We start from the raw sequence: 15063 nt of genomic DNA, 5'->3' as shown, positions 1-15063 counted from the left end.
GGCCGGGGGATACTCGGAGCATGGGTACCCGCAACAACGCCGAGCTGGCGCGGTTCCTGCGCACCCGCCGCGAGCAGGTGACCCCGGAACAGGTGGGCCTGCCGGCCGGTGGGCGCCGGAGGACGCCCGGGCTGCGCCGGGAGGAGGTCGCGGCGCGCGCCCACGTCGGCGCCACCTGGTACACGTGGGTCGAGCAGGGCCGCGATGTCAACCCCAGTCCTGAGGTGCTCTGCGCCGTCGCCGACGCACTCCTGCTCGACCCGGGGGAGCGGGACCACGTCCTGCGCTTGGCGGGCCATCCGCCGGGGCCGCCGGCCGAGCAGTCGGGTGCGGCCGCCACCGTCCAGCCGGTGCTCGACGCCCTCCTGCCCAACCCGGCCGCCGTGCTCAACACCCGTGGCGACATGGTCCTGTACAACCGCGCATTCCGGTTCCTCATCACCGATGTCGAGGAGTTCCCGCCCGAGCACCGCAACTGCCTGTGGCTCGACTTCACCGACGAGCTCTGGCTCGGCGCGTACGCCTCCGACCGGCAGGAACTCGAGGCCGTCGTGGCGCGGACGCGGGCGCTGTACGCGGGTAGCCACGCCGACCCGGCGTGGGAGCCGCTGCTCCGCCGCCTCCAGGCGGCCTCGCCGCTGTTCGCGCAGCTGTGGAACGCGGGCCTGGTGTTGGACGCCGCCGACTGGGAGAAGACGATCCGTAATCCTCGGGTGGGGGAGCTGCGCCTGCAGGTGAGCACCTTCAACCTGCGCGACCGGCCCACGCTACGGATGCTGACCTACCTCCCGCGCGACGAGGAGACCCGGGAGCGGCTCACGCGGATCGTCCCGCCGGAGCACCGCGACGCCTGAACGGGGCGGGTCGGCTCAGCGCTCGTCCCGCCCGGAGAGCATGCCCGACAGGTGTTCCCGGCTCAGCCGCGCAGCCTCCTCGGGGTCGCGGCGCTCGATCGCGGCGAGCAGCGCGTCGTGCGAGTGCTGGTCGTCCTCGCCGCCGAAGTCCCCGACGCGGGTGCGCAGCATGTCGATCATCGCCCGGCGCAGGTGGGCGGCGATGCCGTCGAACATCTCCAAGAGGACGGGGTTGTGGGCGGCCGCGATCACCGCGCGGTGGAAGTCCGTGTCGGTCTCGACGTGGCGGACGAGATCGGTGCGGTGCGCGGCCCGGATGGCGAGCGCGGCGCGGACCGTGACCAGGTCCTCCTCCGTCCGCCGCCGCGCCGCGAGCGCCGCGGCCTCCACCTCGACCGCGATCCGCGCCTCGATCACCGCGTCGATGGCGGCACCGTCGAGCAGCACGTCCAGGCCGGACGGCGCGTCGAGCCTGGTCACGAACACCCCGGAACCCTGCCGCGTGGCGAGCACGCCGATGCCCGCGAGCCGGCGGATCGCCTCGCGCACCGTCGACCGCCCCACGCCGAGCTGCGGGGCCAGGGTCGTCTCGCCGGGCAGCCTGTCGCCCACGTCCCACTCGCCGGACCGGAGGCGGGCGAGCAGTGCGTCGGCCGCCTGGTCGGCGAGGGAGGTACGGCGGAGCGGGGGCATGCGTCGAGGATACTTCTCAGCTTGTCTGAGGAGTTGTGCTAGGGTCGTCCCCATGACGCAGCACGGCCACCTCCTTCTCCTTCCGCGCCACGGCGGGGCCTGATTCTCGGGCCGGCCTCCCGCCGTGGGGAATCCGCGCCGGCCCTCCCGGACCCGACCAAGGAAACGTCATGCCCTTCCCCACGATCGACACGCCCCATGGACCCGTGCCCGCCGCCGCGCCGGCATGGAACCGGCAGCGCGGCTCGCAGATGCCGCATCACCGATACCGCGACGTCCACGCGCGCGTCGACGTCCCCCTCACCGACCGCACCTGGCCCACGCGGCGCCTGACCGCAGCACCGTTGTGGGTGCCCGTCGACCTGCGCGACGGCAACCAGGCTCTGCCCGAACCCATGGACCCGGCGCGCAAGCGCCGCTTCTTCGAACTCATGGCGGCCATGGGCTACAAGGAGATCGAGGTCGGCTACCCGTCCGCCTCGCAGACCGATTACGACTTCGTCCGCCTGATCGCGGAGACCGATCTCGCCCCCGAGGACGTGACCGTCGTCGTGTTCACGCCCGCGCGCCGGGACCTCATCGAGCGAACCGTCGAATCCGTCCGCGGGATCCGCAACGAGGTGGTGATCCACATGTACACCGCGACCGCGCCCACCTGGCGCGACGTGGTGCTGGGCCGGGGCCGGGACGAGCTGAGGTCGCTGATCCTCGACGGCGGCCGCGATCTGCTGGCCGCCGCGGGCGACCTCGACGGCGTGCGCTTCGAGTTCTCCCCGGAGGTGTTCAACCTGACCGAGCCGGAGTACGTGCTCGAGGTGTGTGACGCGATGACCACGCTGTGGGACGCGACCGTCGAGCGACCGGTGATCCTCAATCTCCCCGCCACCGTCGAGGTGGCGACCCCGAACGTCTACGCCGACCAGATCGAGTACATGCACCGCAACCTCGCCCGGCGCGAGGCCGTGATCCTCTCGGTGCACCCGCACAACGACCGCGGGACCGGCATCGCGTGCGCGGAACTGGCCGTGCTCGCCGGCGCGCAGCGCGTGGAGGGCTGCCTGTTCGGCAACGGCGAGCGCACCGGCAACGTGGACCTGGCGACATTGGCCCTGAACATGTTCGCGCAGGGCATCGACCCGATGGTGGACTTCTCCGACATCGATGAGGTGCGGCGAACCGTCGAGGCGTGCAACGGGATCGCCGTGCACGATCGGCACCCGTACGTCGGCGATCTCGTGCACACGGCCTTCAGCGGCACCCACCAGGACGCGATCAAGAAGGGCTTCGCCGAACACCGCGCCCGCGCCGCGGCCGAGGGGCGCGCCGAGCGCGAGATCGAATGGCGCGTGCCGTACCTGCCCGTGGACCCCGCCGACATCGGCCGGACCTACGACGCCGTCATCCGGGTCAACTCCCAGTCCGGCAAGGGCGGCATGGCCTACCTGCTGGAGCGCGACCTGGGACTGGAACTGCCGCGGCGCCTGCAGATCGACTTCGCGCGCCACGTCCAGGCGCACGCCGACGAGCACGGCGCGGAGATGGACACCGCGGCGCTGTGGGCGGTCTTCGAGCGGGCCTACCGGGCCGGAGCCGGCCGGTTCGAGCTCGCCGACTGCGTCGTCGAGGAGACCGCTGACGGCAGCCGCGTGACCGTGGGACTGCGCGTCGACGGCGCGCCGCACCGCACCGTGGTGGACGGTGCCGGCCCCGTCGAGGCGCTCGTCGCGGCGCTGGCCGAGCACGACGCGAAGCTCGACGTCCTCGCGCTGCACCAGACGGCGCTCGGCCGCGGCGACGACGCGGAGGCCCTGACGCTGCTGGAGTACCGCCGCGGCGGCGAGGTGCGCTGGAGCATGGGCCGCGATCGCTCCGTGCTGGCCGCGACCGCCGCCGCCGTGATCGGCGCGGCGCAGGCCACGTGACCCGCCGGTAACGTCGCGGGCGGCGCGGGCAACCAATAGGGTCGGTAGGCGTGCACGCAGAAGGAACCTTCACCGTCGAGCCCGCCTACCCCGAGTCGCTCGCGCCGCTCGCCGACCTCGCGCGCAACCTGCGCTGGGTGTGGCACGGACCCACCCAGGACCTGTTCTCCACCGTCGCGCCCGAGGTGTGGGCGGCCACCCGCGACCCGCTCGCGGCGCTCCGCGGCGCGGATCAGGACCGGGTCGCTGCGCTGGGCTCCGACCCCGAGTTCGCCGCGCTGGTCCGCGCACTCCACGCGGACCTGAACGACTACCTCACGCGCCCCGCCTGGGCCGACGAGCTCAAGGACGGCGCGAAGGGGATCGCGTACTTCTCGATGGAGTTCGGCGTGAGCCAGACGCTGCCGAACTACTCCGGCGGCCTCGGCGTGCTCGCCGGCGACCACCTCAAGGCCGCCTCGGACCTGGGGCTCCCGCTGATCGCGCTCGGGCTGCTGTACCGGCACGGCTACTTCCAGCAGTCCCTCTCCGCCGACGGCTGGCAACTCGAGGCCTACCCCGAACTGGACCCGGGGCAGCTGCCGCTGCGGCCCGTGACGCTCTCCGGCGGCCAGCAGCTGGTGGTCTCGGTGCCACTCGAAGGTCGGGTGCTCAGCGCCGCCGTGTGGCGGGCCGATGTCGGCCGGATCCCGCTGCTGCTCATGGACACCGACATCGAGAACAACGATCCCGACCTGCGCGGCGTCACCGACCGCCTGTACGGCGGCGACGCGGAACACCGACTGCGCCAGGAGATCCTGCTCGGCATCGGCGGCGTCCGCGCAGCTCGCGCGTTCTGCGACCTCACCGGCCATCCCGGCGTCGAGGTCTTCCACGCGAACGAGGGCCACGCCGGCTTCCTCGGCCTCGAGCGGATCCGCGAACTCATGGCCACCGAGGAGCTGACCTACGCCGAGGCGAAGACGCTGGCCCGAACCGCCACCGTCTTCACCACCCACACCCCGGTGCCCGCGGGCATCGACCGGTTCCCGGTGGACCTCGTGCGCCGCTACTTCGGCGACGGCGGCCAGATGTGCTCGCTCCTGCCCACGGTCCCGCTGGACGAGGTCATCGCGCTCGGCGCCGAGGCCGACCCCGGTGTCTTCAACATGGCCCACATGGGATTCCGGCTCGCCCAGCGCGCGAACGGCGTCTCGAAACTGCACGGGGCCGTGAGCCGGGAGATGTTCGCCGGGCTGTGGCCGGGCTTCGAGCCCGCCGAGGTCCCCATCGGCTCGGTCACCAACGGCGTGCACCACGGCACGTGGGCCGACCGCCTCGTCGCCGAACGCGCGACCGACCCCCTCTCCATGCCCGACGACGCCCTGTGGCGCCTGCGCACCGTGCTGCGGCACCGCCTCGTCGACGAGGTGCGCACCCGGACCCGCGCGGCGTGGCGCGAGCGCGGCGCCGTCGACGCCGAACTCGGCTGGACGGACCGGATGTTCGACCCCGAGGTCCTCACCATCGGCTTCGCCCGCCGCGTCTCCACCTACAAGCGGCTCACCCTGATGCTGCGCGACCCCGAGCGCCTGCGGGCGCTGCTGTTGGACCCCGACCGCCCCGTCCAGGTGGTCATCGCCGGCAAGAGCCACCCGCACGACGACGAGGGCAAGCGCCTGCTGCAGCAGCTGCTGCACTTCACCGACGACCGTACGCTGCGACACCGGATCGCCTTCCTGCCCAACTACTCCATCGGGATGGCCGGGTACCTGTACCACGGCTGCGACGTGTGGCTGAACAACCCGCTGCGCCCCCTGGAGGCCTGCGGCACGTCGGGCATGAAGAGCGCGATGAACGGCGGCCTCAACCTCTCCGTGCTCGACGGGTGGTGGGACGAGCTCTACGACGGGAACAACGGCTGGGCCATCCCGTCCGCCGTGGGCGTGGACCCGGGCCGCCGCGACGACATCGAGGCCGACGCCCTCTACGACCTGCTCGAGCACGACGTGGTGCCCGCCTTCTACGACCGCCGCGACACCGACGACGCGCCCCCGCGCTGGCTCGCGAAGGTACGGCACACCCTCTCGTCCACCGCGCCGGAGGTCTCCGCCGACCGGATGGTCCGCGAGTACGCCACCCAGTACTACCGCCCCGCCGCACGGTCCGCCCGCTCGACCCGGCCCGCCATCGGCGAACTCGTCGAGTACATCGAGAAGGTCCGCTCCGGGTGGGACGGGGTGCGCGTCGGCGAGACCGCCGCCGCCGTGCTGCCCGAGGGCGTGGAGATCGCCGCCGACATCGCACTGGGCGCGCTGGAGGACGGCGACGTCCGCGTCGAGGCGGTGATCGGCGGTGTCGACGAGGCCGGGGAGATCGTGGACGGCCGCGCCGTCCGCCTGCACTTCGACGGGGAGCGCTACCGGGCCGTGCTGCCCGGGCAGGTGGGCCGGTTCGGCTACGCGGTGCGGGTGCTCCCGCAGCACCGGTTGCTCACCGGCCCCGCCGAACTCGGCCTCGTGCGGTACGCACGATGACGGTACTGGCGGTGGACCTCGGCGGCACCAAGGTGGCGGCCGCGCTCGTGGAGGAGGACGGCACCGTCGTCGAGGCGTCGCGGCATCGCGCCCCGACCGGACCGGAGGCGACGACGGCCCGGCTCGAGGCCGCGATCGCCGGCGTCGTGCGCGACGCGCTGGCCGCCGCGGACGGGCCGGTCGAGGGCGTGGGCCTCGCGGCCGCAGGGCCGGTCGACGACGCGGCCGGCACCACGTCGCCGATCAACCTCGAGGCGTTGCACGGCTTCCCGCTGCGGGACCTCGTCGCGGACGCCGCCGGCGGACTTCCCGTCGAGTTCCGCCGCGACGGGGTGGCGATCGTCCTCGGCGAGCACTGGCTCGGTGCCGCCCGCGGCCACGACGACGCCCTCGGCATGGTGGTCTCCACCGGTATCGGCGGCGGTTTCGTCGTGGGCGGCCGTGCGCTGGTGGGCAACGCGGGACACATCGGCCAGGTGGAACTGTCGGGGTACACCGGCAGCGAATCCCTCGGCCGCACCACCATGCTCGAATCCGTCGCCTCCGGCCCGCACACCGTGGAGTGGGCGCGCACGCAGGGTTTCACCGGCGAGACGGGGGAGGACCTCGGCGCCGCCTACCGCGCCGGGGACGCCATCGCCGTTGCCGCGGTCCGACGGTGCGCCGCCGCCGTCGGCCAGGGGATCGGCAGCGCCGTGGCGCTGGTGCCCGTCTCCGTCGTCGTCCTCGGCGGCGGGTTCACCCGCGTCGCCGACGATTTCGTGGACCTCGTGCAGGCCGCGGTCGCCGCGCACCCGCTGCCCTACGTGGCCGGCGCGCGCGTGGTGCCCGCGGGCCTCGGGGGTGACGCCCCACTCGTCGGCGCGGCCGCGCTCGTGTACCGGCGGGACCTGCTGCCGTGACCGACGGGTTGCTCTCCCCGCGCGACGCTCGCACCTACTGGGCGTCCGCGGTGATCCCGAGCGACCAGTTCCTCCTGTACTGCTTCGACCACGGCGCGGGACCGGCACCGTCGGCCGCTCGGGTGGCCGACGCCGTCCTGGCGCGCGTGCCCTCCGTGACGGACCTGCGGCTGCGGATCGCCCCCGCTCCCGGCGATCTCGAGCATCCGGCGTGGGCGCCGAGCGCGGTGGCCGACGTCCGGGAGGGCGTCGCGCGCACCTGGGACGCGGTGCCCGCCGCGGTCGCCCGGCTGTTCGCGCGGCAGGTGGACGCGACCGTCGCGCCCTGGCGGCTGCACGTCTTCCCGCATGTGGCGGGCGCGCCGCGGTGCACCGGCCCGGCGACGGTCGTCGTCCTCCAGATCGCACACGCCCTCGCGGACGGGAGGCGGTCCGCCGAGATCGCCCGCGCGCTGTTCGGTCCCGGGGACCCGGTGGAGGCGCCCGTCTTCCGGCCGCTGCCCGGCCCCCTGCGTGCCGTGCGCGGCGTGCTGGGACTTCCCGTCGCGCTGGGGCGGACGGTGGCGCTCGGCGCGCTCGCCCCGCGGGCGCGGGCCGCCATCGACAGGCGCACGCGCGACGGCGCATTGCCGCCCGCGGCCCCAGGCTGCCCGCGCACCCTCCTCAACGCCCCGCCCGACACGACCCGGGACGTGCGGATGCTGGTGCGCGACACCGGACTCCTACGCGCCGAGCGCACCGTCACCGTGACCGCGCTGGCGGCGATCTCGCTCGCGGTGGAGCGGTACCTCCGGTCGCGCGGCGGCGCGGTGCCGGCGGAACTGTCCGCCGAGGTGATGGTGGCGCGCGAACGACGGCACGGCGAGCGCAACGCGTTCGGCAACGTCTCCGTGCCGCTGTACCCGGGCGCGCCCACGGCGGAGCGCGCCGGCCTCATCGCCGCGGCGCTCTCCGCGGCGCGCGAGCGCGCGGCGAGTCCCCTGTGGCGCATCGTGGGCGCGGCGGAGGATGCGGCACCGTCGGCCCTGACGGTGCTCGGCGTGCGCTCCTTCGACCCGACCGTCGTTCCGGAGACGATGGCGGGCGCGACGGTCCTCTCCAGCGTGCACCGCGGCCCGGCGGACCTGGAACTCCTCGGCGGCAGATCGGTGTTCACGGCGGGGTTCCCGGCGCTCTCGCCGGCGATGGGCCTCACCCACGGCGTGCACGGACTCGGCGAGACGGTGACGGTGTCGGCCACCAGCAGTAGGACCGCCGTCCCGGATCCGGACGCGTACGCGGACCTGCTCGCGGCGGCGCTGGACGAGGTGGCTCAGGCGCGCTGAGGCGCCGGCCCGGTGGTATCGCCGATCACGAGGTCGACCGGCAACGCGAGGGTCGGCAGCGGCGCACCCTCCTGGGCGGCGAGAACGGCCTGGGCGGCCCGCCGGCCCATCTCGACGATCGGCTGGCGGATCGTGGTGAGCGAGCGGTCGAAGCCGTCGACCCGGACACCGTCGAATCCGACGACCGAGAGATCCTCCGGGACGCGCAACCCTCTGGCCTCGGCGGCGCGGATCACCCCCGCGGCCAGGAGATCCGACTGCGCGATGACGGCGGTCGGGGCGTACCGGAATCGATCCGGCCCGCTCGCGTCGGTCCCGGCGCCGTCGAGGAGTTCGCCGCCCGCGCGGAAGCCCTCGTCGATCGTGCTGTCGGTGGAGACGACGACGGGCGCCCCCGGGAACGCGGCGAGGGCCGCCGCCGTCCGGGCCCGCTCCACGTCGCCGTGCCGGAGCCGGACCACGCCGACCGCGCTGTGGCCGAGCGCGCGCAGGTGGTCCGTGAGCCGGGTCGTGGCCGCGCGGTTCTCCACGCCGACGCTGCCGATGGCGTCGACCTGATTGCCGGCCGTGACGACCGGGATCGAGCGCTTCGCCATCGCCGCGCGCAGCGACTCGAGGGCGGGGGAGCAGCCGGCGGCGACGACACCGTCGACGGGCAGCGTTCGCAGGCGCTCCTCCGGGAGGGAGTCGGGCAGCAACAGGACGGACGTGGGGCTCGCGGCCAGCGCCGCGGACACCCCGTCGAGGATGCCGATGATCACGGGATCGCGGAAGGCGCGGCCGGCCTCGTCGTCCACCTGGACGCCGATGATGTCGGTCCGTCCGCTGCGCAGCGACCGGGCGCGCGGGTCCGGCCCCTCGTAGCCGAGGTCCGCCGCGGCGGCGAGGACCCGGGCGCGGGTGGCATCGCTGATGGGCTTGTCGACGCCGAAGGCGTGCGAGGCCGTGGACAGCGAGACGCCCGCCGCCTCGGCGACGTGCACCAGCGTTATTCGGTTTGACCCGCGTGTCATGGGGACTTAGCCTAGCAAGCAGCAATCGAAACGTTTCGAAGGGTTGAGCGGTGAGCGTGGATTTCCAGGAGCAGAAGACGGGTGCGGCAGGGGGCTCGGTGCTCGCCTGGCGCAACGGCGTCTTCGTGATCTTCGCGCTCAGCGGGCTCACCTTCGCCAGCTACATCGGGCGACTGCCCCAGGTGCGCGACGACCTTCGCGCGACCACCCTGCAGGTGGCGCTCCTGACCTTCGGCCTCGCGGTCGGCTCCGTCGTGGGGCTCGTCGGCTCCGGGGCGCTGGCCGCCCGCTTCGGGGCGCGCCGCGTGCTCGCGGTGACCCTGCCCGCGCTCGGCGTCACGATGATCGCCGCCGCGGCGGGTGCGCAGTCCGGGAACTACGCCTTCACGCTGCTGCCGCTGATCCTCGTCGGGCTCTCGCACGGCATCACCGACGTGTGCATGAACCTCTCCGGCGCGGAGAACGAGCGTGCCCTGGGGCGCACCGTGATGCCCGCCTTCCACGCCGGATTCTCCCTGGGCACCGTCGCCGGCGCGCTCACCGCGGCCGCGGCCCAGGCCGCCCACGTGCCCCTGCTGCCGCACCTGCTGGTGGTGAACGGCGTCCTGCTCGCCGCCGGGTGGTTCGCCCTGCGGCACGTTCCGTACGAGGCGCACGACGCCGACGATCACGCGCCGGTCTCGCGCCGCGAGCGCCTCGCCGTCTGGCGCGAGCCCCGCACGCTGCTCATCGGCCTCATGGTGCTGGGCATGGCGCTCACCGAGGGCAGCGCGAACGACTGGCTGGCCCTGGCGATGGTCGACGACCACGGCACGTCGAAGACCGTCGGCGCCCTGACCTTCGCGGTCTTCGTCACGTTCATGACCATCGGCCGGTTCGCCGGCACACGCGTGCTCGACCGGTTCGGGCGGGTACGCACGCTGCGGGCCTGCGGCGGCCTCGCGTTCGTCGGCCTGTCGCTGGTGATCTTCGGCCCGACCTCCGCGGCCTACGTGGGCGTCGCGCTGTGGGGCCTCGGCGCCTCGCTCGGCTTCCCCGTCGGAATGTCCGCCGCGGCCGACGACCCGCGCATGGCGGCGGCGCGCGTATCGGTGGTCTCGACGATCGGCTACCTCTCGTTCCTCGCCGGCCCGCCGATCATCGGCGCGCTGGGTGAGTACGTGACGCTGCTCTACGCACTGATCCTGGTGCTCGTGGCGGTCGCCGTGGCCGTCGCCGTGGCACCCGCGGCGCGCGAGCCGGAGGCGCAGGCACCGTCGAGCGCGGGCTGAGGCGCGCACGCGGGGCCCTCGCGAGCGCCGCCACCGTCGGGCCCTCCCCTAGCGGGACGTGCATCGCCATGGCGCGTCGTGCATTCCCCAGGTCCATGGCCATGGGGAGGCCGCCGCCCCGCTAGGGAAGAACGTGCGCGGGGCGGAGCGCGAGCGCCTGTGGATGACCGCGGTCCTGTGGATTGGACGGCCGATTCGGCGGCTCGGCCCGGCAGGCGGGAGGCGCCGGAGCGGCAGCATCGGCTCCATGGGGGAACTGATGACGCGCGATCTGCTGCTCGCGCAGGGGTGGACGCGCAACGGGATCAGGCAGGCGATCCGGGCCAAGAAATTGCGGATGCTGTGGCCGACGATCTACACCGATGCGTCCGTCGGGGAGGCGTGGATCGAGTACGAGCGGATGGTGCGGGCGGCCGGCACCGTCGGGGGATGGGGAGTGATCAGCCACCAGAGTGCCGCGGTCCTCTGGGGGCTGCCCGTGCTCAGGCCCGACCACTCCCGGGTGCACACCACGATCGACGATCGCCACAAAGGAGGTCTGGTCAGCGGGAAGCGGCACGTCCACCCACGACCGTTGCCGCCCGAGGACGTGACGGTCCTCGACGGGATCCGGGTCACCTCGCTCGCCCGGACGGCGATCGACTGTGCGATGGCGGGCGACTACGAGCAGGCCCTCGTCCTCATCGACGCTGCGCGGCGGGTCCCGCGGGTGCCCACGCCCTCGGATCGTCCGACGGTGCCGCTCGCGGAGCTGGTGCGGGTGGTGACCGCGCTCGGCAGGCGGACGGGTAGCGAAACCGTGATGCGCGCGCTCGCGGACTCCGTGGAGGGCAGCGAATCCGCGGGGGAGTCGTGGTCGCGGGCTCGGATGATCCAGTGGAAGCTGCCGGCACCGCAGTTGCAGCGCACGTTCCGGATCAGGGGGCGGACGTACCACGTCGACTTCTGCTGGGGCAGGCTCGTCGGGGAGTTCGACGGGGAGGACAAGTACCGCTCGGACGCGGACCGTCGCCGGTACGAGCAACGACGCGACAGCGACTTCGCCACAATCGGGATCACCGTGTGCCACTGGAAGTGGGAGGACCTGCTCGACCGGAAGCGGTTCTACTCGATCCTGACCACGCAGATGTTCAACACTGGCGTGATCGAATCGATCCCGCGGTTCCCCGGCTGACACCCGCAGGCACCGTCGGACGCCCCCTCGCGGGAATGCCTGCTCGGCCTCGCCGGCACCGTCCGATCTCCCTAGCGGGACGTGCTGCGCCCTGGCGTGTCGTGCATTCCCCATGTCCATGGACCTAGGGAGACGGCAGTCCCGCTAGGGAGAGAGCCACGAGCGCAGCGAGCGGGCGCGACGGCGCGGGTCAGCGCAGGAGCTGCCAGGCGAAGGCGGCGGCGAGAGCGCCCGCGCCGTTGAGGCACCAATGCAGGGCGATGGGAGCGATGAGGGAGCCGCTGCGGGAGCGGAGCCAGGTGAACACCCAGCCCGCGAAGGCGGTCGCGACCACGGCGCCCGCGATACCGAGGACCTGCGCCAGCGGGCCGGCGCCGAGGATCTTGGTCAGGCCGGCGTTGCCGCTGGTCAGGCCCAGCGACGAGGCGATGTGCCAGAAACCGAAGAGCAGCGACCCCGTGACCACCACCCAGCGGAAGCGCATCGCGCGCGACAGGGTGCCGTGCAGCGCGCCACGGAAGGCGAGCTCCTCGGGGATCACCGTCTGCAGCGGGATGATCACCATCGACGCGATGATCGCGGTCGAGAACGTGGCGTAGCGGTCGTTGAGGAACAGGCCGCGCGTGACCGGCATGAGCGCGCCGATCACGATCACCGTCGCCACCACGAACACGGCCGCGGCGGCGTACTTCGCGCCGGAACGCCAGTGCTCGCGCCCGAGGCCCAGCTCGTGCCAGTCCAGGCCCCGGTGCCGGGCGATGGCGATGAGCAGCACCGCGGACACCGGAACCGCCAGCAGGGCGGCCCAGCTGCCCGTGAAATGCGCGACCAGGTTGGTCGCGACCAGCACCGCGACGACGACGCCGACGTCGACGATCGCGCGTGCTCCCGACACCGCCGAGCGCAGGGCGGAGTGGTCGGGGGCGGTCGTCTGTGCTGCAGTCACCCGCTCCATGGTCCAGATGCGCGGCGGTTCGCGCAACGGGTGTGAGCATCGCTAAGGTGTCCACCCGTGACCAAGGACCGCAGCTCGTCCGCCGTGGGCGGTCCCGCGAGCGGTCTCCGGCGTGCCGCGCTGCCCCTCTTCCTCGTGGCCCTCGGCGCCCGGATCGTGTGGATCCTCGCCGGACAGCACAACTTCAACTTCGTCGACCTGCGGGTCTACTACGAGGCCGCCCAGCGGGTGACCGCCGACGGCGGGCTCTACGACTTCGCGCTCCGCGACTACACCCCGCAACAGCCGCTGCCCTTCACCTACCCGCCCTTCGCCGCCCTGTTCTTCTACCCGCTGAAGTTCCTCCCGTTCCCGGTGGTCGCGGTCGGCTGGGTGGCGCTCACCGCGGGCCTGCTGTTCCTGGTCATCCGGATGTGCCTGGCCATCCTCGCCGCGGGGCGCGGCGCACCGTCGCGCCTGGGCGACGTGCCGCGCGAGCTGCCCCTGGCGTGGACCGCGGCCGCGCTCTGGATCGACCCCGTGCGCACCAACCTCGACTACGGCCAGATCAACGTGGTCCTCATGACCTTCGGCGTGTGGGCCGCGTACCTCGTGGCCCGCGTCGCGCCCCGCCCCGCGCTCGCGCTCAGGCCCGAGAAGGTCGACGGTGCCTCCGGCTTCCTCATCGGGCTCGCCGCCGGGATCAAGCTCACGCCCGCGGTGGGTGGGCTGTTCCTGCTCGCCCGCGGCCGGGTGTGGGCGGCCGTCTTCTCCGGCGTGACGTTCGCCGCCACCGTCGGGATCAGCTACCTGATCCTGCCCTCGGAGACCCGCCGCTACTTCACGGTGCTGCTCGGCGACACCGGCCCCATCGGCGACCCCGCCAAGCCCGACAACCAGGCGCTGCGCGGCGCCGTCTCGCGGTTCGCCGGGCACGACGTGGGCACCGGGCCCGCCTGGATCGTCGCGGTCGCCGTGGCCGCGATCCTCCTGTTCGCGGCGTGGTGGGTCGTGCGCCGCGGCGACGCCCTCATCACCCTGGTCCTGGTCCAGTTCCTGGGCCTGCTCTCCTCGCCGATCTCCTGGATCCATCACTTCGTGTGGATCGTTCCGCTGCTGATCTGGGTGGTGCACGGCCCGCTCGGCCCCGGCGGCGGCGCCGACTTCCGCAGCCCGGGCGATGCCTTCACCCCGTGGGCGACCCGGGTCGCGGCGGTCACCGCGGTGTTCGGCTACATCGGGGTGCACTTCCTGCGCAAGGGCCTCGCCGTGATCGGGATCGAGGACGGCCCGGTCTGGGCCCTCTTCATGGCGCCGGGCGTGCTCGCCGCCGCCGTTCTGGTCGGGCTGATCCTCGCGCAGCGGCGACGGCTGGACGCACTAGTCTGAGCGGATGACCAACCTCGGCCGGTTCGGCCTGGCGATCCTCACGGCGGCGACCCTCGCGACCAGCGCCTGCGCGACCAGCACTGCACCGTCGGCGGAGAGCGGCGCACCGTCGGCCACCGGGACCGTGACCCTGGTGACGCACTCGAGCTTCCATCTGCCGCAGGACGTCCTGGCCGACTTCACGAAGCAGACCGGGCTCGCGATCAAGACCGTCGAGCTGGGCGACGGCGGCGAGCTCGCCACCAAGCTGGCGCTGACCCCGGGGAACCCGCCCGGCGACGTCGCGTTCGGCGTGGACAACACCTACGCGGCCCGGCCCGTGCGCGCCGGCGTCTTCGACGAGTACGTCTCGCCGGCCGCCGCGAACGGCGCGCAGGAGTACGCGCTCGCGGGCATGCCGCAGCTCACCGCGATCGACTTCGGCGACGTGTGCGTCAACATCGACACCCGGTACTTCAAGGACAGGAACCTGCCCGAGCCGGTCACCTACCAGGACCTGGCGAAGCCCGAGTACCGCGGCCTGACCGTCGTGCAGAACCCGGAGACCGCGTCGCCCGGCATGGCCTTCCTGGCCGGCACCGTCGCGACGCTCGGCGACGGCTGGCAGGACTACTGGCGCTCGCTGCGCGCCAACGACGTCGCCGTCAGCCCGAACTGGACGACCGCGTACTCCACCGACTTCTCCGGCTCGTCGGGCAAGGGGCCCAAGCCCATCGTCGTCTCGTACGCCAGCTCGCCCGCCGCCGAGGTGGGCAAGGACGGGGCAGCGCCGCCGACCAAGGCACTCCTGGACACCTGCTTCCGGCAGGTCGAGTACGCGGGCGTGCTGCGCGGCACCAAGAACCCCGACGGCGCGCGCAAGCTCATCGACTTCCTGCTCTCGCCCGCGGCGCAGGCCACCATCCCCGACGAGATGTACGTCTACCCCGTCACCCGCGGCGTCGCGCTGCCCGAGACCTGGGAGAAGTACGCCCCCGTGCCGCCGAGGGCCTCGACCCTGCCCGCCGACCGCCTCGCGGACGAGCGCGACGGCTGGGTGCGGCAGTGGCGCCAGCTGATGGGGCGGTGAC

At 73.3% G+C, this 15063-nt stretch carries 12 protein-coding genes; 9 read left to right on the top strand and 3 right to left on the bottom strand.

All coding sequences use genetic code 11. From position 1 onward, the window contains the following. Window positions 1-20 precede the first annotated feature (20 nt). Window positions 21-854: a helix-turn-helix transcriptional regulator gene (locus tag ELY19_RS01760; RefSeq protein ID WP_164711486.1), complete on the top strand. Its 834-nt coding sequence runs from the start codon at window positions 21-23 to the stop codon at window positions 852-854. Between the two features lie 15 nt (window positions 855-869). On the opposite strand, the gene ELY19_RS01755 is transcribed toward ELY19_RS01760, so the two are convergent. Further along, on the bottom strand, window positions 870-1547 hold the full coding sequence (locus ELY19_RS01755; RefSeq protein WP_126194665.1) for a FadR/GntR family transcriptional regulator: 678 nt from the start codon (window positions 1545-1547) through the stop codon (window positions 870-872). A 170-nt stretch (window positions 1548-1717) separates the two neighbouring features. Between ELY19_RS01755 and ELY19_RS01750 the strand changes: the two genes are divergently transcribed. From ELY19_RS01750 to ELY19_RS01735, 4 genes are read left to right on the top strand one after another with little or no spacing between them, the layout of a single operon-like run. Next, window positions 1718-3469: a 2-isopropylmalate synthase gene (locus tag ELY19_RS01750; RefSeq protein ID WP_227967123.1), complete on the top strand. Its 1752-nt coding sequence runs from the start codon at window positions 1718-1720 to the stop codon at window positions 3467-3469. A gap of 50 nt (window positions 3470-3519) precedes the next feature. Next, window positions 3520-5985: an alpha-glucan family phosphorylase gene (gene glgP, locus ELY19_RS01745; RefSeq protein ID WP_126194664.1), complete on the top strand. Its 2466-nt coding sequence runs from the start codon at window positions 3520-3522 to the stop codon at window positions 5983-5985. Further along, a complete protein-coding gene (locus ELY19_RS01740; protein WP_126194663.1) occupies window positions 5982-6887 on the top strand; it encodes an ROK family protein in 906 nt (301 codons plus the stop codon). Before glgP ends, ELY19_RS01740 begins: the two co-directional genes overlap by 4 nt. After that, window positions 6884-8212: a WS/DGAT/MGAT family O-acyltransferase gene (locus tag ELY19_RS01735; RefSeq protein WP_126194662.1), complete on the top strand. Its 1329-nt coding sequence runs from the start codon at window positions 6884-6886 to the stop codon at window positions 8210-8212. Before ELY19_RS01740 ends, ELY19_RS01735 begins: the two co-directional genes overlap by 4 nt. On the opposite strand, the gene ELY19_RS01730 is transcribed toward ELY19_RS01735, so the two are convergent. Further along, complete coding sequence (locus tag ELY19_RS01730; protein WP_126194661.1) at window positions 8200-9225, bottom strand: LacI family DNA-binding transcriptional regulator; 1026 nt, start codon at window positions 9223-9225, stop codon at window positions 8200-8202. The two genes, ELY19_RS01735 and ELY19_RS01730, sit on opposite strands and share 13 nt — an antisense overlap. A gap of 50 nt (window positions 9226-9275) precedes the next feature. Here ELY19_RS01730 and ELY19_RS01725 point away from each other — a divergent pair, with 50 nt between their 5' ends. Then, the gene (locus ELY19_RS01725; protein ID WP_126194660.1) at window positions 9276-10496 is read left to right on the top strand and encodes an MFS transporter; all 1221 of its coding nucleotides are present in this window, start codon (window positions 9276-9278) and stop codon (window positions 10494-10496) included. Window positions 10497-10743: 247 nt separating this feature from the next. Further along, window positions 10744-11670 (top strand): hypothetical protein, encoded by a 927-nt coding sequence (locus ELY19_RS01720; RefSeq protein WP_126194659.1) that lies wholly within the window; start codon window positions 10744-10746, stop codon window positions 11668-11670. 190 nt (window positions 11671-11860) lie between these two features. Here the strand turns inward: ELY19_RS01720 and ELY19_RS01715 are convergent, their stop codons facing one another. Continuing rightward, window positions 11861-12625 (bottom strand): CPBP family intramembrane glutamic endopeptidase, encoded by a 765-nt coding sequence (locus tag ELY19_RS01715; protein WP_126194658.1) that lies wholly within the window; start codon window positions 12623-12625, stop codon window positions 11861-11863. 57 nt (window positions 12626-12682) lie between these two features. Between ELY19_RS01715 and ELY19_RS01710 the strand changes: the two genes are divergently transcribed. Together ELY19_RS01710 and ELY19_RS01705 are read left to right on the top strand one after the other, a co-directional pair. Continuing rightward, the gene (locus ELY19_RS01710) at window positions 12683-13993 is read left to right on the top strand and encodes a glycosyltransferase 87 family protein (RefSeq protein WP_126194657.1); all 1311 of its coding nucleotides are present in this window, start codon (window positions 12683-12685) and stop codon (window positions 13991-13993) included. Window positions 13994-13997: 4 nt separating this feature from the next. Beyond that, window positions 13998-15062 (top strand): thiamine ABC transporter substrate-binding protein, encoded by a 1065-nt coding sequence (locus ELY19_RS01705; RefSeq protein WP_126194656.1) that lies wholly within the window; start codon window positions 13998-14000, stop codon window positions 15060-15062. Window position 15063: the final 1 nt, after the last annotated feature.

It is taken from the genome of Tsukamurella paurometabola (genome assembly GCF_900631615.1).
Lineage (GTDB): Bacteria > Actinomycetota > Actinomycetes > Mycobacteriales > Mycobacteriaceae > Tsukamurella > Tsukamurella paurometabola_A.
This window is presented reverse-complemented; position numbering and strand designations above follow the sequence as displayed.

Excerpts from the sequence above, each read along its gene's own strand:
- ELY19_RS01750 (WP_227967123.1), top strand. The coding sequence starts at position 1,718 with ATGCCCTTCCCCACGATCGACACGCCCCATGGACCCGTGCCCGCCGCC.
- ELY19_RS01705 (WP_126194656.1), top strand. The coding sequence starts at position 13,998 with ATGACCAACCTCGGCCGGTTCGGCCTGGCGATCCTCACGGCGGCGACC.
- ELY19_RS01760 (WP_164711486.1), top strand. The coding sequence starts at position 21 with ATGGGTACCCGCAACAACGCCGAGCTGGCGCGGTTCCTGCGCACCCGC.
- ELY19_RS01730 (WP_126194661.1), bottom strand. The coding sequence starts at position 9,225 with ATGACACGCGGGTCAAACCGAATAACGCTGGTGCACGTCGCCGAGGCG.
- ELY19_RS01740 (WP_126194663.1), top strand. The coding sequence starts at position 5,982 with ATGACGGTACTGGCGGTGGACCTCGGCGGCACCAAGGTGGCGGCCGCG.
- ELY19_RS01755 (WP_126194665.1), bottom strand. The coding sequence starts at position 1,547 with ATGCCCCCGCTCCGCCGTACCTCCCTCGCCGACCAGGCGGCCGACGCA.
- ELY19_RS01720 (WP_126194659.1), top strand. The coding sequence starts at position 10,744 with ATGGGGGAACTGATGACGCGCGATCTGCTGCTCGCGCAGGGGTGGACG.
- ELY19_RS01715 (WP_126194658.1), bottom strand. The coding sequence starts at position 12,625 with ATGGAGCGGGTGACTGCAGCACAGACGACCGCCCCCGACCACTCCGCC.